This window comes from Sphingomonas profundi (genome assembly GCF_009739515.1).
GTDB lineage: Bacteria > Pseudomonadota > Alphaproteobacteria > Sphingomonadales > Sphingomonadaceae > Alterirhizorhabdus > Alterirhizorhabdus profundi.
Genome location: NZ_CP046535.1, coordinates 2318122 through 2335696 on the forward strand (window position 1 = coordinate 2318122; position 17575 = coordinate 2335696).

Annotated in this window: 17 protein-coding genes; 4 read left to right on the forward strand and 13 right to left on the reverse strand. The window is 71.1% G+C overall.

Annotated features, from left to right (window positions below; genetic code table 11):
- Window positions 1–54: 54 nt before the first annotated feature.
- The 5 genes from GNT64_RS10995 to GNT64_RS11015 form a co-directional block, all read right to left on the reverse strand.
- On the reverse strand, window positions 55–840 hold the full coding sequence (locus GNT64_RS10995) for a F0F1 ATP synthase subunit A (protein ID WP_156679565.1): 786 nt from the start codon (window positions 838–840) through the stop codon (window positions 55–57).
- A 37-nt stretch (window positions 841–877) separates the two neighbouring features.
- A complete protein-coding gene (locus GNT64_RS11000) occupies window positions 878–1207 on the reverse strand; it encodes an AtpZ/AtpI family protein (protein WP_422396586.1) in 330 nt (109 codons plus the stop codon).
- Window positions 1208–1335: 128 nt separating this feature from the next.
- Window positions 1336–1719: a YdbL family probable chaperone protein gene (locus GNT64_RS11005; RefSeq protein ID WP_156679567.1), complete on the reverse strand. Its 384-nt coding sequence runs from the start codon at window positions 1717–1719 to the stop codon at window positions 1336–1338.
- The gene (locus GNT64_RS11010; protein ID WP_156679568.1) at window positions 1716–1904 is read right to left on the reverse strand and encodes a YnbE family lipoprotein; all 189 of its coding nucleotides are present in this window, start codon (window positions 1902–1904) and stop codon (window positions 1716–1718) included. The genes GNT64_RS11005 and GNT64_RS11010 overlap by 4 nt, the downstream gene beginning before the upstream one ends.
- A gap of 47 nt (window positions 1905–1951) precedes the next feature.
- Window positions 1952–5101 carry an intermembrane phospholipid transport protein YdbH family protein gene (locus GNT64_RS11015; protein ID WP_156679569.1) on the reverse strand — a complete coding sequence of 1050 codons (3150 nt, stop codon included), beginning with the start codon at window positions 5099–5101 and terminating at the stop codon, window positions 1952–1954.
- A gap of 102 nt (window positions 5102–5203) precedes the next feature.
- Between GNT64_RS11015 and radC the strand changes: the two genes are divergently transcribed.
- The gene (gene radC, locus GNT64_RS11020; protein WP_156679570.1) at window positions 5204–5935 is read left to right on the forward strand and encodes a RadC family protein; all 732 of its coding nucleotides are present in this window, start codon (window positions 5204–5206) and stop codon (window positions 5933–5935) included.
- A 20-nt stretch (window positions 5936–5955) separates the two neighbouring features.
- Here radC and folP read toward each other — a convergent pair whose 3' ends face one another.
- From folP to cpdR, 4 genes are all read right to left on the reverse strand, one after another.
- Window positions 5956–7083 carry a dihydropteroate synthase gene (gene folP, locus GNT64_RS11025; RefSeq protein ID WP_156679571.1) on the reverse strand — a complete coding sequence of 376 codons (1128 nt, stop codon included), beginning with the start codon at window positions 7081–7083 and terminating at the stop codon, window positions 5956–5958.
- Entirely contained in the window at window positions 7080–8231 is a 1152-nt protein-coding gene (locus GNT64_RS11030; protein WP_156679572.1) for a site-specific DNA-methyltransferase, read from the reverse strand. Before GNT64_RS11030 ends, folP begins: the two co-directional genes overlap by 4 nt.
- A gap of 89 nt (window positions 8232–8320) precedes the next feature.
- Window positions 8321–8995 (reverse strand): ribonuclease HII, encoded by a 675-nt coding sequence (locus GNT64_RS11035; RefSeq protein ID WP_156679573.1) that lies wholly within the window; start codon window positions 8993–8995, stop codon window positions 8321–8323.
- A gap of 63 nt (window positions 8996–9058) precedes the next feature.
- A complete protein-coding gene (gene cpdR, locus GNT64_RS11040; RefSeq protein ID WP_156679574.1) occupies window positions 9059–9433 on the reverse strand; it encodes a cell cycle two-component system response regulator CpdR in 375 nt (124 codons plus the stop codon).
- Between the two features lie 93 nt (window positions 9434–9526).
- On the opposite strand from cpdR, the gene GNT64_RS11045 reads away from it, so the two are divergent.
- On the forward strand, window positions 9527–10399 hold the full coding sequence (locus GNT64_RS11045) for an N-formylglutamate amidohydrolase (RefSeq protein ID WP_156679575.1): 873 nt from the start codon (window positions 9527–9529) through the stop codon (window positions 10397–10399).
- 189 nt (window positions 10400–10588) lie between these two features.
- Here GNT64_RS11045 and GNT64_RS11050 read toward each other — a convergent pair whose 3' ends face one another.
- From GNT64_RS11050 to GNT64_RS11060, 3 genes are read right to left on the reverse strand one after another with little or no spacing between them, the layout of a single operon-like run.
- On the reverse strand, window positions 10589–11158 hold the full coding sequence (locus GNT64_RS11050; protein WP_156679576.1) for a cytochrome b: 570 nt from the start codon (window positions 11156–11158) through the stop codon (window positions 10589–10591).
- Window positions 11158–11928 (reverse strand): SapC family protein, encoded by a 771-nt coding sequence (locus GNT64_RS11055; protein WP_156679577.1) that lies wholly within the window; start codon window positions 11926–11928, stop codon window positions 11158–11160. Before GNT64_RS11055 ends, GNT64_RS11050 begins: the two co-directional genes overlap by 1 nt.
- 36 nt (window positions 11929–11964) lie before the next feature.
- On the reverse strand, window positions 11965–13446 hold the full coding sequence (locus tag GNT64_RS11060; protein ID WP_422396587.1) for an FAD-binding oxidoreductase: 1482 nt from the start codon (window positions 13444–13446) through the stop codon (window positions 11965–11967).
- Between the two features lie 96 nt (window positions 13447–13542).
- On the opposite strand from GNT64_RS11060, the gene GNT64_RS11065 reads away from it, so the two are divergent.
- On the forward strand, window positions 13543–13977 hold the full coding sequence (locus GNT64_RS11065) for a hypothetical protein (protein WP_156679578.1): 435 nt from the start codon (window positions 13543–13545) through the stop codon (window positions 13975–13977).
- Between the two features lie 100 nt (window positions 13978–14077).
- Window positions 14078–15580: a DEAD/DEAH box helicase gene (locus GNT64_RS11070; RefSeq protein ID WP_156679579.1), complete on the forward strand. Its 1503-nt coding sequence runs from the start codon at window positions 14078–14080 to the stop codon at window positions 15578–15580.
- Between the two features lie 25 nt (window positions 15581–15605).
- Here the strand turns inward: GNT64_RS11070 and GNT64_RS11075 are convergent, their stop codons facing one another.
- Complete coding sequence (locus GNT64_RS11075) at window positions 15606–17537, reverse strand: energy transducer TonB (protein ID WP_156679580.1); 1932 nt, start codon at window positions 17535–17537, stop codon at window positions 15606–15608.
- Window positions 17538–17575: the final 38 nt, after the last annotated feature.

The following is a 17575-nucleotide window of genomic DNA, read 5'->3' on the forward strand; positions in this document are numbered from 1 at the left end:
ATAAACTCCCTTGTGAAAACTTTGAGAAGGTTGACGAAACCCGGTTGAAGAAACTCAGTGAAGGTTGATCGCGTCGTTCAGGTAGAGCGAGGTCAGCAGCGCGAACACATAGGCCTGGATGGCGCAGACCAGCAGTTCCAGGACGGTGATGCCGATCATCAGCACGAAGCTGGGCAGCGAGACGATCGCGGCGATGCCCGGCCCGGCGTTCAGCCCGTTGATGACGAAGCCGGCCAGCACCTTCAGCAGGATGTGCCCCGCCGTCATCGCCACGAACAGTCGCAGGCCCAGCGAGAAAGGCCGCACCAGGAACGACAGCAATTCGACGAAGAAGATCAGCGGGATCATCACCAGCGGCGTGCCGTGCGGCACGAACAGCGAGAAGAAGTGCAGCTTGTGCTTCCAGAAACCCACGATCAGCACGATCGCGAAGCTCAGCACCGCCAGCACGCCCGTGACGGTCAGGTGGCTCGTAACGGTGAAGGCGTGCAGGCCGACGACGCCGATCGGCAGCATTCCCAGCAGGTTGGCGATCAGGATGAACATGAACAGCGAGAAGACATAGGGCGTGAACGCCTTGCCCTTTGGGCCGATATTGGTGTGCATCATGTTGGTGATGAAGCCGGTGAAGCTCTCCACCGCCGCCTGCCAGCGGCCGGGCACCAGTTCCCGCTTCATGCCGCCCAGCATGAACAGCCACAGCGCGCCCAGGGTCAGCACCATCCACAGCGCCGAGTTGGTGAACGAGATGTCGTAGCCGCCGACCACCAGATGCTGGCCGAACAGCGGCTCGACCAGAAACTGGTGCATCGGATCGATCTTGCCTGATTCGGCCGCCACGCTGCCAACCCCCTGCTATGCGCCGAGCGCCCCGAAGCTATTCGGGGCGCTCGTTCGAAATCCGGATGATGTTCCTGAAGGCGACCGCTATTCCACCGAACAGCAGCACCAGAAGGAGCCAGGGGGAGGTTCCCAGCCAGCGATCCAAGAGCCAGCCGACCAACGCTCCGCCGGCAGGGCCCGCGATCAGTTCCGCCAGCACGCGATTGCCCTGGGAATAACCCTTCCCGGGCTTCGACTGCCTGCTTCCGGTCCTGACCGTCTCCGCACGGTGAGCCGCCGCCAGCCGCTCGTCGAGCGACGTGAGGCGCGAATCTGCCGCGCTTCGAGGATCCTGCCCGGGTTCGTCCATCGCCACGCCGCACATCCCTCCCTGATCGGGCGAGCGCGCGGACATGCCTGTGAGCGACCCCGCCGAGGCCCGGTCCCTTTAGGAAGGGGGTCGGTTCAAGTCAACAACTGCGCACGGCGGCCACCGGCGTCGCCGCCCGGCGGTCAGCCGCAGCTGCCCGGCAGCGCGATCGGGCCGGATTTCACGCGCCACACGCCGTCCGGCAGCAGGTACGCCTGTCCGTTCGCCACGCGCCCGGCCAGCGTCTTGCAGCCGATCGCCGCCGCCCACTCCTCCAGGGTCACGCCGCGCTTGGCGGCCTCGGGCGTGAAGGCGGCGCGGCGCTTGATGTTGATCGCGTCCACCTTGGCCTTGATCTCCGGCGAGGCGGCCTTGGCGAGGCCCAGATAGCCGTCCGCCTTCTCGCCGACGATGCCCTGCGCGATCGCGCCCTGCAGGTCGGCATCCTGCGCATAGGCGATACCAGCGGCGCCGGCGACGAGGGCGGCGCCGACGAAAAGGGCGATGAATGTTCTGGTGCGGGTCATTGCGGGAAAAGCTCCGGATTGTTCGAGATGAAGTCGCCGGCATCCTTCTGCAGCTTCACGACCACCTCCTGCCTGACGTTCACGTTGAGATTGATCTCGATCGGCTTCTCCGGCGCCTTCACCGTGATGCAGCCGCCGAGCGCCATGGCGCAGAGCCCCAGCATCGCGGCCGTCGCCGGTCTCATCGCCGCTCGTCTCCCATCATGTCGGTCCAACGTCGAAAACATGCGCTTCATCGCTTATCCTCGCTGAGCGGGGGCTGAACGGTGGGGCCGGTGGCGGCCGGCGGCTGCCGGGTCTGCGCGGCGTTGCCGATCAGCCCGCGCGGGTTGACGAACGCCTCGGCCGAGCTGGTGAGGCCGCGGAACGGCGCGCGCACCACGATGTTGAACTTGAACGGCAGCCCGGTCAGGTTGCGCAGCAGCCCCTTCGGCTTCTTCTCGACCGGATTCTCGTTCGTGCCGGTGAAGACGATGCGGCTGACGATCTCGCTGTCCAGCGCACCGTCCAGCTCGATCGCCAGATTGTCGTAGCGGATCGATTTCAGCGCGTCGAAGGCGAGCTTGCCGAACATGCCGAGATCCTTGTTGGTCAGCTCGCCGACATAGGCCAGCGTGCCGCCACCCCTGCGCACCACCAGCCGGCCGCCGACGATCCGCCCGCCGCTCTGGTCGAAGATCATCGGCAGGCTGCCGTCGAAGGTGCCCGTCACGGCGATGTTCTTGAAGTCGAACTGCTGGAGGAAGGCACCCGCCTGCAACCCCTCGACGCGAAAGGTCATGCGCCGCTCGACCGGCTGACCGAAATCGAGGACGGTCGGCTCCAGGATCAGGGCGCCGCCGGAGAAGGGCCATTTGCCGCCGCCCACCGCCACCTTCTGCCCCGGCAGCAGCTGATAGCCGATCACGCCGCCCTCCACCGCGATGCCGGGGTTGAACGCCGCCACCGTCACCAGCTGACCGGGCGGCGTGACGAGGCCGAGCAGATCCGAGAAGTGGATGCGCGTGGTGATGCCCGTCACCGGGCCGAACACGGCGGCGAGATTCATCCCCTCCGTCGCGAAATCGCCCGTGCTCGTCACGCCCTCCGGGCTCCAGGCGATGCGCCCGCGCCCGTTCACCGTACCCTCGACATTGGCGACCACGCCCAGCGTCAGCCGGGTCAGCGCCTCCGGCTGGAAGGCGGGGCCGAAGGTGATGCCGGGCACGTCCAGCGTCGCCGCGCCGCGTCCGTTCGCCAGATCATGGGTGAGGGCGACGTCGCTGATGGCAAGGCCGCTGCCCGGCTCGCGCAGGGTGCCGGACGCGCGGATCACGCCGCCGGTCAGGTCCAGGGTCACATCCGGCGCGGTCAGCGGCGCGAAGCGGGGCGCGGCATCGGCGTCGGCCACGCGCAGCCTGCCGGCGAGGCCCAGCCGCCCGCCCGCCAGCCGCCAGCGGCCATCCCCGTCGGAGAGCAGCAGCGGCACGTTGGCGATCCGCCCGGCGGCCTGGGTGAAGGTGCCGCCGATGCCGCCGCCGTCCACCCGGCCGGCGAGCGCCACCACGTCCAGCCGCGTGCCGCCCGCCCCGCCCAGCCGCACCGCCAGCTCGCTCGCGGTGAAGCCGGGCGCGCCGATCCCGACGCGCAGGTCGCGCGCGGCGATCGTCAGCGGCTGGCTGCCCACCCGGCCGGCCAGTCGCGGGCGCGGCACCGCCACCCCGCCGCTCGCCGTGCCGCCCTGCACGCGCAGCATCGCCCCGCCCACCGGGCACAGCGGCAGCCGGCTCGGGCCGAAGCGGATGCCGGCGATGGCGAGGGCGGCGAAGCGCAGCGTCTCGCATCCCGGATTGACGAGGAGGGCCGCGCCCGACGTGCCGGATACGGGGAGCGAGAGCCCGGTGACGCGCCCGTCGCCGAGCGGGCCGTCCAGCGTCACGGCGGTGGCGAAGCGCAGCGGCCCGCCGCGCGGCCGGGCGAAGCGCAGCGGCGCCAGCGCCAGCCGCGCGCCGCCCGCCGCATAGGGCTGGGCCAGGATTTCGCCGGCGATCCCGCCATCGGCCGGCCGCAGCGCGGCACGCACCGCGGGAAAGCCGCCGCCCGCCAGCGAGGCGGTGCCGGCGATCCCGCCCGCGCCGCCCGGCAGCGCCACCCGCGCCTCGCCCGCAAAGGCGAGCCGCGCGCCGGACCGGCTGGCGAGATCGAGCCGGCGGAGCAGCATCTCGCCCGCCAGTGCGGTCGTCCCCGCTTGCTCGACGACGTCGCCGTCGAAGGCGAGGCCGGCGTGTCCGGCCAAGGCGCGGTTGGCCCTGCCGGCGGCATCGGCGATCGCGCGCGCCAGCGGCGCCACCGGCGTGCCGCCCGCCCCCGCCAGCGCCGATGCGATCGCCCGCAGGCGCGCCGGCGCGGCACTGGCATCGACGATCCGCACCTCGCCCTCCGCCCGCAGCGGCCGTCGCCTGCCCTGCGCCGCCGCCAGGGCCGCACCGACGCGATATCGCCCCGCGATCGCCACCGTGCCCGCCGCATCGCCGCCGGATCGCACGCGATCGGCCGACAGCCGGACCGTGCCGTGGCGATTGCGCCCGTCCCGCCCGTCATAGGAGACGACGCCCGCCACCGCCGCCGCCCCCATTGCGCCACGCGCGATCGCGCCGGAGGCGAGCCGCACCTTCGCGTCGAGCGGCGCCAGCGTCTCGGAAAAGGCAGCCGTCACGTCCGCGCGCACCGCCTGCGCCGAGACGCCGCCGCAGTCCGCGCTCAGGGCGCGCACCGGCCCGCTCACCTCGGGCCGTGCGTCCGCGATGCGGATCGCCAGCGAGGCTTGGACGCGCTCCGCCAGGCATCCGCCCCGCGTCAGCCGGGGCGCCGACGCCGCCAGCCGGCCGACGAAGCCGTCGGCCAGGTTGCCCCGGCCGATCGCGGCCAGCCCCACGGTGCCGATCGGCGTCTCCAGCCGCATCGCGCTATCCGCCACGTCCACGGCGATGTCGGGCAGAGCGAACGGCTTGCCGCTCGGCGGCGGCAGCAGCCGGTCGACCGCGCCCAGCGAGAGCGTGCCGTTCACCACCCGCCCGCGCACCCGCACGCCGCGTGCGCGGATCGACCGCACGGCGGGCCAGCCGAAACCGTAGCCGATCCGCAGCTCCACCATATCGGCGGTGAGGTCCGGCGCGGCGGGATCGCCGATCGAGACGTTCGTCAGCCGCTGCACGCCCGGCCCCAGCGCCGCGATGCGGTAGCGCGCCGGCACGCCCCGCGCGCGCAGCTCGTCATCCACGAAGCCGCGGGCGATGGGCTTGCGCTGCGTCCAAACGCCGACCACGCCGAGCGCGAGAACCGCGCCGAGCGCCGCCGCCGCCTTCCGCTTCCGTCCCGGCCGCCGCGCCCGCTCTTCGTCCATCGCCCCGCTCTACCCGTTCGAAGCTGAACGTCGCGAGAGGAATATCGCCGCCTCGGCCGCTTTTCCTTGTCTTCGCCCACATACCTCGCCCAGACACGCGCCATGGACGAGCTTTTCCCCGCACCCGCCGGCAAGCGTCCGAAAGCGCCGGCCGATCCCGGCCACGATGCGAGCGGCCATCGCGGCCGCCTGCGCCGACGCCTGATCGAGCAGGGGCCGGACGCGCTGCAGGATCACGAGCTCGTCGAATATCTGCTCGGCCTCGCGATACCGCGGCGGGATACCAAGCCGCTCGCCCGCCGGCTGATCGCGGCGTTCGGCAGCTATGGCGCGCTCGTCCACGCCGATCCGGAGGCGCTGGCGCGGATTGGCGGGCTCAGCGAGGGCGTGATCGGCGTCATCAAGATCGCGGAGGCATCGGCGCTGCGCATGCGGCGGTCGCAGCTGATGAACCAACCGGTCCTCGCCAGCTGGGATGCGCTGATCGACTATCTGCACATCGACATGGCCGATCGCGGGGTGGAGCGGGTGCGCGCGCTGCACCTGAACAGCCGCAACCAGCTGATCCGCGACGATCTCGTCTCGGAAGGCTCGATCGATCAGGCGGCGGTCTATGTGCGGGAGGTGATGCGCAAGGCGATCGATTTCGGCACCAGCTCGCTGATCCTGGTCCACAACCATCCGAGCGGCGATCCCCGGCCCAGCAAGGCGGATATCGCGCTGACCCGCGATATTGTCGCCGCCGGGCGGCTGATGGGCGTGACGGTGCACGATCATGTCGTCATCGGCCGCGATGGCCATGCCAGCATGCGCGCACTGGGATTGCTGATGTAGCCGGCGCCGGGCGGCCAGTGTCAGGCGACCGGCGTCAGCGCCTGATCGCGCAGGCCCCGCCATACCCGGATCGCCTGCACCGTCTCGACAACGTCGTGCACGCGCAGCATCTGCACGCCCTGCATCGCCCCGGCCAGCGCCAGCGCCACCGATCCGCCGAGCCTCTTCTCCACCGGCGCCTCGTGCGAGAGCGCCCCGATCACCCGCTTGCGGCTGGCGCCGAGCACGATCGGGCAGCCGAGCCCGTGGAACAGCGACAGACCGTTGAGCAGCGCCAGGCTGTGCCGCACCGCCTTGCCGAAGCCGATGCCGGGATCGACGAGGATGCGCGATCGATCGATCCCCGCCGCCACCGCCGCCGCGATCCGCCGCTCCAGCCAGTCATACACCTCGATCAGCGCGTCGCCATAGGCCGGCGCATCCTGCATCGTCTGCGGCGTGCCCTGGTGGTGCATCAGCACGACCGGGCAGCCGGCGGCGGCGACCACCGCCGCCGCCCGCTCGTCATGCAGCAGCGCCGACACGTCGTTGACGAGGTGCGCGCCGGCGGCCAGCGCCGCCTCCATCACCGCCGCCTTGCGCGTGTCGATCGATACGGCGGTGCCGCTACGCGCCAGTCGCCCGATCACCGGCACGGTGCGGGCGATCTCGTCCCCCTCCCACACGGTCGCGGCGCGCGGCCGCGTCGATTCGCCGCCCACGTCGATGATCGCGGCGCCCTCGGCGGCCATCGCCACCGCCGTCGCCGCCGCGCCTTCCGGATCGTCGGCGAAGCGGCCGCCGTCGGAGAAGCTGTCCGGTGTCATGTTCAGGATCGCCATTACCTGCGGCTGATCCAGCCGCACGGTGCGCGCGCCCAGCGTCAGCGCCGGTCGCGGCGCCACGATGCGCGCCAGCGTCTGCCCGGCGGCCGCGCGCTGCGGCGCGGGCAGCCGGTCGAGCAGGTCGTCCAGCCTGTCCACCGGCACCAGATCGGCCGCCACCCGCGCGGCCCCGGCCACCACGATCGCCTCCACGGCGGAGAACCAGATGAGCCCGCCCGCCAGCCGCATCGCCCGCCCGTCCAGCCCGAACGGCGCGTCGACGAAGGCGGTCGGCCGCAGGTACAGGCGCGCCTCCGCGTGGCGGCCGATCGCGTCGGCGATCATGCGCCGATGGCGGCCAGGTGGCGCTGGCGCAGCGCGTCGATCGGCACCAGCGCGCCCGCATCCTCATAATGCCAGAAGGTCCAGCCGTTGCACGATGGCGCGCCCTGCACGGCGGCGCCCATCTTGTGGATCGATCCCGCCTGCCCTTCCACCAGCAGCGATCCGTCCGCCCGCACCTCCGCCCGCCAGCGCCGACGCGCGTCGGAGAGGGCGGTGCCGGGCGCGAGCAGCCCCAGTTCCACGATCAGGCCGAAGGCCACGCGCGGCGCGGCGCCCTTCTCCGGCATCAGCACCATCGCGCTCTCGTCCAGCGGCAGGGTGGAGGCGATCCGCTCGCGCGCCACGGCGACATATTTCGGCTCCCGCTCGATGCCGATCCAGCGCCGCCGCAGCCGCCGCGCCACGGCGCCGGTGGTGCCGGTGCCGAAAAACGGATCGAGCACCACGTCGCCCGGCCGGGTGCAGGCCAGCAGCACGCGATAGAGCAGCGCCTCCGGCTTCTGGGTGGGGTGCGCCTTGTGGCCGTCGTCCCCCTTCAGCCGCTCCGGCCCGGAACAGATCGGCAGCGACCAGTCCGAACGCATCTGCAGATCGTCGTTCAACGCCTTCATCGCGCGATAGTTGAAGCGATAGCGCGCCTTCTCCCCCTTGCTGCACCAGATCATCGTCTCGTGCGCGTTGGTGAAGCGGGTGCCCTTGAAGTTGGGCATCGGATTGGCCTTGCGCCAGACGATGTCGTTCAGGATCCAGAAGCCCTCGTCCTGCAGCGCGGTGCCGACGCGGAAGATGTTGTGGTAGCTGCCGATCACCCAGATCGTGCCGTCGTCCTTCAGGATGCGGCGGGCCTCGGCCAGCCAGCGGCGGGTGAAGTCGTCATAGGCGGCGAAGGTGGCGAACTTGTCCCAGTGATCGTCCACCGCGTCCACCCGCCCCCCCTCCGGCCGGTAGAGATCGCCGCCGAGCTGGAGGTTGTACGGCGGATCGGCGAAGATCATGTCGATCGATCGATCGGGCAGCCGCGCCATCGCCGCGACGCAATCCTCCAGCAGCACCTCGTCCAGCGGCAGCACGGCGGGCACGGGCACGAGCGCCGGCCGCGCCACCCTGCGCGGGCCGCGCTCCGCCCCGATCCGCTCCACCACGCCCATGCCGCTTCCCCCTCGAACCGCGCGCCACGGTGAGTCCTCGGCGAGTCCCGGTCAAGAGCAAAGATGGCGGATTCCCGCGAGTCGCGGGTTCAGGCCGGCGGTGTGTCGCGCGAGAGACCCGCCTCTCCCACCAGCCGCGCCACGGGCGCGAAGCTGCGCCGGTGGAGCGGGCTCGGCCCCAGCCTGGCGAGCGCGTCCTGATGGTCGGGCGTGCCGTAGCCCTTGTTGCGCGCCCAGCCATAGCCCGGATGCGCGGCATCGTAATCGTGCATCATCCGGTCCCGCTCATGCTTGGCGACGATCGAGGCCGCCGCGATCGAGAGGCACAGCGCATCGCCGTCGACGATCGCCAGGCTGGCATGAAGCCATTTGGGGCAGCGGTTGCCGTCCACCAGCACCATCGCCGGCACCGTGCCGGCATCGATCAGCGCGGCCACCGCCCGGTCCATCGCCAGCATCGTCGCCCACAGGATGTTGAGCGTGTCGATCTCCTCCACCGTGGCGATGCCGACGCCCACCGCCGCCACCCGCCGGATCGCGCCGCACAGATCCTCGCGCCGCTCGGCGCACAGCTTCTTCGAATCGTCGATGCCCCTGGGCACGCGCCGCCGATCGAGGATCACCGCCGCGGCCACCACCGGCCCGGCCAGCGGCCCCCGCCCCGCCTCGTCCACCCCGGCGAGCGGCAGCGGATGCGGGCGCTCCAGCCTGAACGACGGTGCGGTTTTCCTGAAAGGGGTGCGGGGCTTGGGCGCAGTCGGCATGAGCGGCTTCTAGCCCAGCCCGGCGTCATCCTGAACCCCGTTCGGGACGACCTGGTCGCGACTTCAGGCCCCCGTCGCCTCGCCCATGTGGAACATGCGGTCCACCTCGGCCACCAGATCGCGCAGGTGGAACGGCTTGGAGAGCACCTTGGCGTTGGCCGGCGCCGCGCCGCCCTTCAGCGCCACCGCCGCGAAGCCGGTGATGAACATCACCCGCATGCGCGGCGCGATCGTGGCGGCGCGCTGGGCGAGCTCGATCCCGTCCATCTCCGGCATCACGATGTCGGTCAGCAGCAGGTCGAAGGCCAGGGCTTCCAGCAGCGGCAGGGCGGCCGTGCCGCGATCCACGGCAGTCACCTGATAGCCCACCCGCTCCAGCGCGCGGGCGAGATATTCGCGCATGGAGGTATCGTCCTCCGCCAGAAGGATGCGAATCATCGGTGTTGCCCAAGCCTGCCCGTCCACGCGCCCCTGCTATGCGGGAAGCCTTTAAGATTTGCCACCCGCGCGGGCGCGCCGTAGCACAGGCGGATGGAGGCGGGGGGAAAGGATGCGGGGCCGTTCGCCCGCGTGGGTCTGGCGGTGCCGGCCACGCCGCTCGTCTTCAGCGTGCCGCATGCCGGCCGGCATTATCCGCCCGATCTGATCGCCGCCAGCCTGCTGCCGGTAGAGGCGCTCGCCGCGCTGGAGGATCGCCACGCCGATCTGCTGGCGGAAGGGCTGCCGGCGCTGGGCGCGACCGGCTTCGTCGCCCGCCACGCGCGTGCCTGGATCGATCTGAACCGCGACGAGCGCGAGCTCGATCCGGCGATGCTCGCGGCGCCGCCCCGGCCCGGCCGGCTGGTCAGTTCCGCCAAGGTGCGCGGCGGCCTGGGCCTGATCCCGCGCCGAATCCTGGGCGCCGGGGATATCTGGTCGCAGCGGCTGGCGGATGCCGATGTCGATGCCCGCATCGCCGGCGATCACCGGCCGTGGCACGCGGCGATCGCCGCGGCTTTGCACGCCGCGCGGGCGCGGTTCGGCGTCGCGCTGCTGATCGATCTCCACTCGATGCCGCCGCTGTCCGTCGGCGGCGCACGGATCGTGATCGGCGACCGGCACGGCCGCAGCAGCGCGCCGCACCTCGTCGATCGCCTGCGGACGGTGGTGGAGGCCGCCGGCCGGCCGGTGGCGCTGAACCTGCCTTATGCCGGCGGCCACACGGTGGAGCGGCACGGCCGGCCGCGCGCCGGCATCCACGCGATCCAGGTCGAGATCGATCGATCGCTCTATCTCGCGCCCGATCTGCGCACGCCGGGCGAGGGCCTGCCCGCCACCCGCGCGCTGGTCTGCCGCATGGCGCAGGCGATGCTGCACGCGCTGGCGGAAGGGCAGCCGGCCGAGGCGGCGCTCGCGGCGGAGTGAGACCGGGAGCGTCGCCGACAGAAAAAGCCACCTCGTGCGATGCACGAGGTGGCCAAGGTTCAGGGAGGAAATGCACCCGGAGGTGCACTAATGCCAGCCGCGAAAGGGGGGACGCGGCCACGCATCGATAGTGAAATAGGGCGATCGATTGTGGCTTTCAAGCCACCCTTCAAAACTATTTCGCGCGGTTCAGCGCACGGCCGGCTCGGCACCGGGCAGCATGCGCGCCAGCGTCCGGTCGCGATCGACGAAATGATGCTTCAGCGCCGCGGCGATGTGCAACGCGACCAGCGCCGCCATGATCCAGCCGGCATAGACGTGGAAGGTGTGGGCCGGCGCGCCGCCATCGGGCGATTGCGGCAGCGGCAGATAGGGTATGTCGAACAGGCCCAGGAAGGTCAGCGGCCGGCGGGTGACGGCGGTGGAGCTGAACACCCAGCCCGACAGCGGCATCAGCACGATCAGCAGGTAGAACAGCCAGTGCAGCGCATGCGCCGTGCCCACCTGCCAGCGCGGCATCGGCGGCAGCGGCGGCGGGCGATGCGCCAGCCGCCAGCCGAGCCGGGCGAGGCTGAGGAACAGCACGGCGATGCCGATGCCCTTGTGCCACGGGATCAGCGGCAGGCCCTTCGGCGCGTAATCGTGCAGCAGGCCGCTCAGCAGGTTGAATAGGACGAGCGCGGCGATGATCCAGTGCAGCCAGATGGCGACACGGGTGTAGCGGCCCTGGCCGGGCGCCGCGCGCTCGTCCCGCGCCATCAGATCGTCAGCGCCGGCTGCGGCACCCGGCCCAGCGCCATTTGCCGGCCGAAGATCTCGCGGATCAGCGTCAGCGAGAACAGGTGGCCGTAGACGAGCGCCAGCAGGCCGGACTGGATCAGCTTGCGGGCGATATCGCCGCGCAGCTCGCGCAGCTTGTCCTCGGAGACCATCTGGAAGCCGCGGTAGATGAACGGCTGCTCCGCCCCCTCCGGCTGGATCGAGACCTCGCCGTCGATTAGCAGCTTGTGGTCGGCCAGCTCCTTCATGAAGGCGGCGGTGCGCTGGCCGGCCTGCTCGAACTGCTCGCAGAAGCCCAGCACCTCGCGTGTCGCCTGCGCCGGCTGGCCGTCTTCGAACAGCGGCTCGCCATCCTCGAACCGGCCGATCACCTCGCTGGTCGGATCGAAGCAGAGCGACAGCTCCTCCGCATCCGGCCGCAGCCGCGCCAGCATGAACGGATAGCGGCGGACATAGGCGGGAATGTAGACGTCGCTGGTCAGCTTGCCCTCGCCGTCGACGAACACGTTGACGCCCTCGTTCAGCCCCATCAGCGCCAGCGGCACCGGATTGTCGCCCACCGAGAAGACGATCGGATAGTAACGCTGCGCCAGGCCGAACTCCTCCACCGTCAGCGGCACGGCGTGCGCACCGGCCAGGAACGGCGCGTTCTCCACCTTGCGCGCGCGCCAGTCGCCATGCGCCACGCTGGAGAGCGGCTCGAGCTGGCTGTAGAAGAGCGGCAGTCCCTGCTCGGGGGCGCTGGCCATCATCATGTCTCCTTGGGGGTTCTGCGTGCCCGCGCTCTATGGCGCGGCCTCGCCGGGCGCAAGCGGCACCAGCTTGCCCGGATTCATCAGGCCGAGCGGATCGAGCGCGTGCTTGATCGCCCGCTGCGCCGCCAGCCGCACCGGATCGCCCAGCCGCGCATATTCGGCGAGCTTGGTCTGGCCGATGCCGTGCTCGGCGGAGATCGAGCCGCCGGCCGCCACCGTAAGATCGTGGACGTGGCGGCTCACCGCATCGCCATGCTCCGCCAGCCACGCCCCGTTCGGCGTGCCCGCCGGCGGGCGGACGTTGAAGTGGACGTTGCCGTCGCCGAGATGGCCGAAGGCCAGCACCCGCGCACCGGCGAAGCGCGCCTCCACCGCCGCCCGCGCGGATTCGATGAAGCCGGGCATGGCGGAAACGGGCACGGAGACGTCGTGCTTGGCCGCCATGCCGTCCGCCCGCTCCGCCTCGGACATCGTCTCGCGCAGCTTCCACAGCGCCTCGGCCTGGCTCTCGCTCGCCGCCACCACCGCGTCGGCGGCCACGCCATCCTCGATCGCCGCGACCAGCGCCTGCTCCAGCGCCACCCGCGGATCCTCCGCCCCGGCCGGCGCCACGCTCTCCACCAGCACGTTCCAGCGATGCCGCCCCGCCAGCGGCGCGCGCGTGGCCGGTATGTGGCGGAGGACGAGGGCGAGCCCATCCGCCGGCACGATCTCGAAGCTCTCCACCGCGCTGCCGGTCGCCGCCTCCAGCCGGCGCAGCAGGTCCAGCGCCTGCTCCGGCGTCTCCAGCCCCACCCACGCCACCCCGCGGGCCGCCACCGCCGGCACCAGCCGCAGCGCCGCCGCCGTGACGATGCCGAGCGTCCCCTCGGCCCCGCTGAGCAGCTGGCGCAGATCGTAGCCGCGATTGTCCTTGCGCAGGGCGGAGAGGCCGTCGAAGCGCGATCCGTCCGGCAGCACCGCCTCCAGCCCCAGCACCAGCGCCCGCATCGGCCCGAAGCGCAGCACCTGCGTGCCGCCGGCGTTGGTGGAGATCAGCCCGCCGATCGTGGCCGATCCCTTCGCCGCCAGCGACAGCGGAAAGCGCATGCCCTGCGCCTCCGCCGCATCGTGCAGCGCCGACAGCGGCACGCCGGCCTCGACGATCGCCACCCCGTCCAGCGGCGAGATCGCGCGGATCGCCCGCATCCGCCTGAGCGAGAGGATCAGCGCCCGCCCGTCCGCCGGCGGCGTGGCGCCCGCGACCATAGACGTGTTGCCACCCTGCGGCACGATCGGCATCCGCGCGGCGGCGGCCAGCCGCACGATCGCCGCCACCTCTTCCGCATCGGCTGGCGAGAGCAGGGCAAGCGCCTCGCCCCGCACGCGGCCGCGCCAGTCCACCAGCCACGGCTCCAGGTCCGCCCGATCGTCGGTATAGCCGCGCGGGCCGAGCAGGCGGGCGAGCTCGCCCAGCAAGGCGGCGTCGGCATCCTGCGCCATCGGCCGGCGATCGGTGACATCGGAGAGCATGCCACCCCCATATAGTCCGCCTTCGCGCCCACGCCAATTAATCGCCCGTTCAACCGGCGGCCACGATGGGCAGGCCGTGAACGGACAGGGCGGCACGTGATCGAATCGGGCGTTCTCGCGCTGCTGCTGGCATCCGGCGCGGCCCCGCCGCCGCGTGGCGCGCGCGTCGAGGAGGCGCAGCTCACGATCCGCCAGCGTATCGAGCGGGTGATCGTGCGCGTCCGCACGCCACGTGATCCCGCCCCGCCCCGCCAGAAGTGGAAGGATAAAAAGGGGCCGCGCTGCATGGCGACGGACATGATCGCCGGCGCCGCCGTCACCACCGGCGACAGCGTCGATTTCGTGATGAAGGGCGGCACGCGGCTGCGCGCGCGACTGGAATCGGACTGCCCGGCGCTCGATTATTACGGCGGCTTCTATCTCGCCCCCACCGCCGATCGGAAGATCTGCGCCGATCGCGACTCCATCCACGCCCGATCCGGCGGCGAGTGCCAGATCACCCGCTTCCGCACCCTGGTGCCCGATCGCTGAGGCCGATTTCCAGCGTTTCGCTTGACAAGGCGGCGCTTCATGGTCAAGCGCCGCAACGGTCGCGCTGCCCCGATCGCCTGCGCCTTTTCCCGGATCGCCCATGACATTCGCCGATCTCGGCCTCTCCGACGAACTGCTCCGCGCGATCGGCGATTCCGGTTATACGGAGCCGACGCCGATCCAGGCCCAGGCCATCCCGCCGGTGCTGATGATGAAGGACCTCGTCGGCATCGCGCAGACCGGCACCGGCAAGACCGCCGCCTTCGTGCTGCCGATGATCGACATCCTGGGCGCCGGCCGCAGCCGCGCCCGCATGCCGCGCTCGCTGATCCTGGAGCCGACGCGCGAACTCGCCGCCCAGGTGGCCGAGAATTTCGAGAAGTACGGCAAGTATCACAAGCTTTCGATGGCGCTGCTCATCGGCGGGGTGAACATGGGCGATCAGGTCGCCGCGCTCGAAAAGGGCGTGGACGTGCTGATCGCCACGCCGGGCCGCCTGATGGACCTGTTCCAGCGCGGCAAGATCCTGCTCACCGGCTGCAACCTGCTGGTGATCGACGAGGCGGACCGGATGCTCGACATGGGCTTCATCCCCGACATCGAGGAAATCTGCACCAAGCTGCCGGCCCAGCGCCAGACCCTGCTGTTCTCGGCGACGATGCCGGCGCCGATCAAGAAGCTCGCCGATCGCTTCCTCTCGAATCCCCGGCGGATCGAGGTCTCGCGCCCCGCCTCGGCCAACCTGCAGATCGAGCAGCGGCTCGTCGAGGTCTCGGCGCGCAACAAGAAGGCGCGCCTGCGCGATCTGCTGCGGGCGGAGGACATGCGCACCGCGATCGTCTTCTCCAACCGCAAGACGATGGTGCGCGAGCTTGCCGACGCGCTGCGCCGCGACGGCTTCGCCGCCAGCCAGATCCACGGCGACATGGAGCAGGCCGAGCGGCTGCGCGAGCTGGACCGCTTCAAGGCAGGCGAGATCAACATCCTCGTCGCATCGGACGTCGCCGCACGCGGGCTGGACATCAAGGGCGTCAGCCACGTCTTCAACTTCGACGTGCCCTGGCATCCGGACGACTATGTCCACCGCATCGGCCGCACCGGCCGCGGCGGCGCCACGGGCAAGGCGTTCACCCTCGTCACGCCCGACGATGCCGAGGCGATCGACGCGATCGAGAAGCTGACCAGCACGAAGATCGTCCGCGTCGAGGGCGCCCAGCCCGCGCCGGCCCGTGACGAGGAGCCCGCCCGCGACGAGAGCCGCGGCGATCGCCCCCGCCGCGGCCGCAAGCCGCGCGAGGAGGAGCGCGCCCCCGGCGCCGAGGTCCCGTCCGCTGCGCCAGAAGACCGGCCCGACCGTGACGAAAGGCCGCGCGAGGAGCGATCCCAGCGCGAGGATCGCCCGCGCCGCGACGACCGGCCAAAGCGGGAGGACCGGCCCCGCCGCGACGACCGCCCACGCCGCGACGATCGCCCCCGCCAGCCCGACCGCCCCGGCGAGGACCGCGCCTCCACCCGCGCCGCCGACCAGCTCCCGCCGATCGAGACGGACGACGGCTGGAACGGCCCCATCCCCGCCTTCCTCGACTACAAGCTGCGCGGCTGAGGGCCGGGACGCCCGGCCCTGCCGCTCAGTACGGCATCTGCCACCGCACCGTCTGCGTTATGCCGGTACAGCCCACGGGCACCGCGCCGCGGCTCGCCGGATTGTAGCGGATGGTCGCACTCTTCTCGCTGGCGATACGATCGAACGCGAACGGCGGATCGCTGACGAGGATCCGCCTGTCGCGCGCGGCGCCGGTGGGATCCAGCGCGAACTCCAGCCCGGTCGTGCCGCGCATCAATGTGCGAAGCAGATCGGGCGGATAGTCCTCCGAACGGATTTCGGACGAGACGAAAGTGGGCACGTTGTCGGCCATCGCGCACAGATCGCTCGAAAGGCCGTATTGGCCCGCCAGGCTCGCGGCTGCGTTCCGGTCGTTGGCCCGCTGCTTCAGCGCTATCAACCGCATGGCAAGTGACAATGTGCGGGGATCCCCGATGGCCGCGCGTGCGCGCAGCACGTCGAGTGCGCGGGTCAGCACGGCCTCCTTGATCGCTGTCGGAGCCGCGTCGTTCTTCGCGGTCCCGATCGTAACGAAATAGAGCAGGTCGGGCGAAATCGCCTGCTCGCGCGCCGCCTGTTCGAACAGGTCCTTAAAAGCCGCTTGCGCCGCTTCGACGGTCATCTGGTTGGCGGTCAGCTTCGCGCTCAGCAGACTGAACCGCATGGTCAGCAGCAGATCGGCCGGTGCGCTGCCGCCCTGCAGGATCGCCACGATCCGCTCCGCAATGGCGACACTTCGCGTCCGTGCCTCGGGGTTGTTGGTGCCCTCGATCATGGTCGTGGCGAAAAGCGTGGTCAGCGGCGCAACGAGCGCCAGGGATTTCGGTCCATAGCGCCGCTCCCGATCGCTCAACTCACCGGCGAGCGAAAGGCCCTCATTCTCGCCGATGTCCATAAGCGGAAAGACTCCCTGCTGCGAGAGCCAGTCCACATAGAGGCCAGCGAAGTTCGGCAGTGCCGGATAATCGTCCGACGGTCGCTGGCGGCACCGCAGCGCGAGCGGCGCGACCTGCCCGCTGACCGGCATCGTCGTTGCACCGAACGCGTAGAGTGCGCGCAGGAAGGGTGCGGCGATGCCGGGTCGGCTGGACCAGACCAGATCGACCCGCGGCCGGTTACCGCTCGGTGCGCGGCTGATCTCCACCATCACCTGATCGTCGGGCCGCAGCCCGTTCTCGCCGCAGATCGGCAGCGCGTCGCTCAAGGCTCGGCCGGCGAACGAGTCGCGATCTAGCCGATCGACCGACAGCAAGGCGACCAGACCCGCCCGATCGCCGGCACGTCCCGCCCGCAACGCACGATCGGTCGCGATGCGGGCGATCGCAGCATCCGCGGCTGGAGCGCGCGGGGCGGCAGACCACGCGGTGTCACTCGCCTGCTCGGCGCGCCTCGCATCGCCGGACATGTCCGCTGCTCGCGCCGAGAGGAGCGCGCGCTCCCACTCCCGCTCGCGGGTCATGTTCGTCATGGCATCCAGCGTGGCCAATGCGGCACGCGGATCGGAGATCATCTGCACCCGTGCGAGGCCGAGCACGGCATCGATGCCTACGCCGGGGTCTGCCATCAGCGCGCGATACTCCCGCTCTGCGCCGGCGAAGTCGCCGCCGGCTTCCTGCGCGACGGCCAGGATAAGGCGATAGTGGGCGCGCTCGGCCACAGGCGCCTCGGTCGCGGCACGCGCCGCGAAGATCGTGGTGAGACGCGGATCGCCGGTTCGCAGCAATAGCTCCGTGTAGACGCGGTCGAGCACCGGATCGGGGCGCGCCGGCAGTTTCGCCGGCAGTCGCGAGACGATCAGCGTGTTGACCGCGATCGCCGCGCCGCGGTCATCCCCGTCTGCCAGACGCTTTCTCACGTCCTGCACCGCGGCCTCGTCACCGCCTGGAGCGGCCGCGTTGCCTGCCGCGGCACTCGCGGCCAGCAGAAGCGCAAGACAGGGCCGTAGAAAGTTCGCCATATAGTCCTCCCCCAAGTCTCGCAGGACAATGGCATGAA

Coding starts and splice junctions, on each gene's coding strand:
- GNT64_RS11000 (WP_422396586.1), bottom strand. CDS start 1,207: ATGTGCGGCGTGGCGATGGACGAACCCGGGCAGGATCCTCGAAGCGCG.
- GNT64_RS11005 (WP_156679567.1), bottom strand. CDS start 1,719: ATGACCCGCACCAGAACATTCATCGCCCTTTTCGTCGGCGCCGCCCTC.
- GNT64_RS11010 (WP_156679568.1), bottom strand. CDS start 1,904: ATGAGACCGGCGACGGCCGCGATGCTGGGGCTCTGCGCCATGGCGCTC.
- GNT64_RS11015 (WP_156679569.1), bottom strand. CDS start 5,101: ATGGACGAAGAGCGGGCGCGGCGGCCGGGACGGAAGCGGAAGGCGGCG.
- radC (WP_156679570.1), top strand. CDS start 5,204: ATGGACGAGCTTTTCCCCGCACCCGCCGGCAAGCGTCCGAAAGCGCCG.
- folP (WP_156679571.1), bottom strand. CDS start 7,083: ATGATCGCCGACGCGATCGGCCGCCACGCGGAGGCGCGCCTGTACCTG.
- GNT64_RS11030 (WP_156679572.1), bottom strand. CDS start 8,231: ATGGGCGTGGTGGAGCGGATCGGGGCGGAGCGCGGCCCGCGCAGGGTG.
- GNT64_RS11035 (WP_156679573.1), bottom strand. CDS start 8,995: ATGCCGACTGCGCCCAAGCCCCGCACCCCTTTCAGGAAAACCGCACCG.
- cpdR (WP_156679574.1), bottom strand. CDS start 9,433: ATGATTCGCATCCTTCTGGCGGAGGACGATACCTCCATGCGCGAATAT.
- GNT64_RS11045 (WP_156679575.1), top strand. CDS start 9,527: ATGGAGGCGGGGGGAAAGGATGCGGGGCCGTTCGCCCGCGTGGGTCTG.
- GNT64_RS11050 (WP_156679576.1), bottom strand. CDS start 11,158: ATGGCGCGGGACGAGCGCGCGGCGCCCGGCCAGGGCCGCTACACCCGT.
- GNT64_RS11055 (WP_156679577.1), bottom strand. CDS start 11,928: ATGGCCAGCGCCCCCGAGCAGGGACTGCCGCTCTTCTACAGCCAGCTC.
- GNT64_RS11060 (WP_422396587.1), bottom strand. CDS start 13,446: ATGCTCTCCGATGTCACCGATCGCCGGCCGATGGCGCAGGATGCCGAC.
- GNT64_RS11070 (WP_156679579.1), top strand. CDS start 14,078: ATGACATTCGCCGATCTCGGCCTCTCCGACGAACTGCTCCGCGCGATC.
- GNT64_RS11075 (WP_156679580.1), bottom strand. CDS start 17,537: ATGGCGAACTTTCTACGGCCCTGTCTTGCGCTTCTGCTGGCCGCGAGT.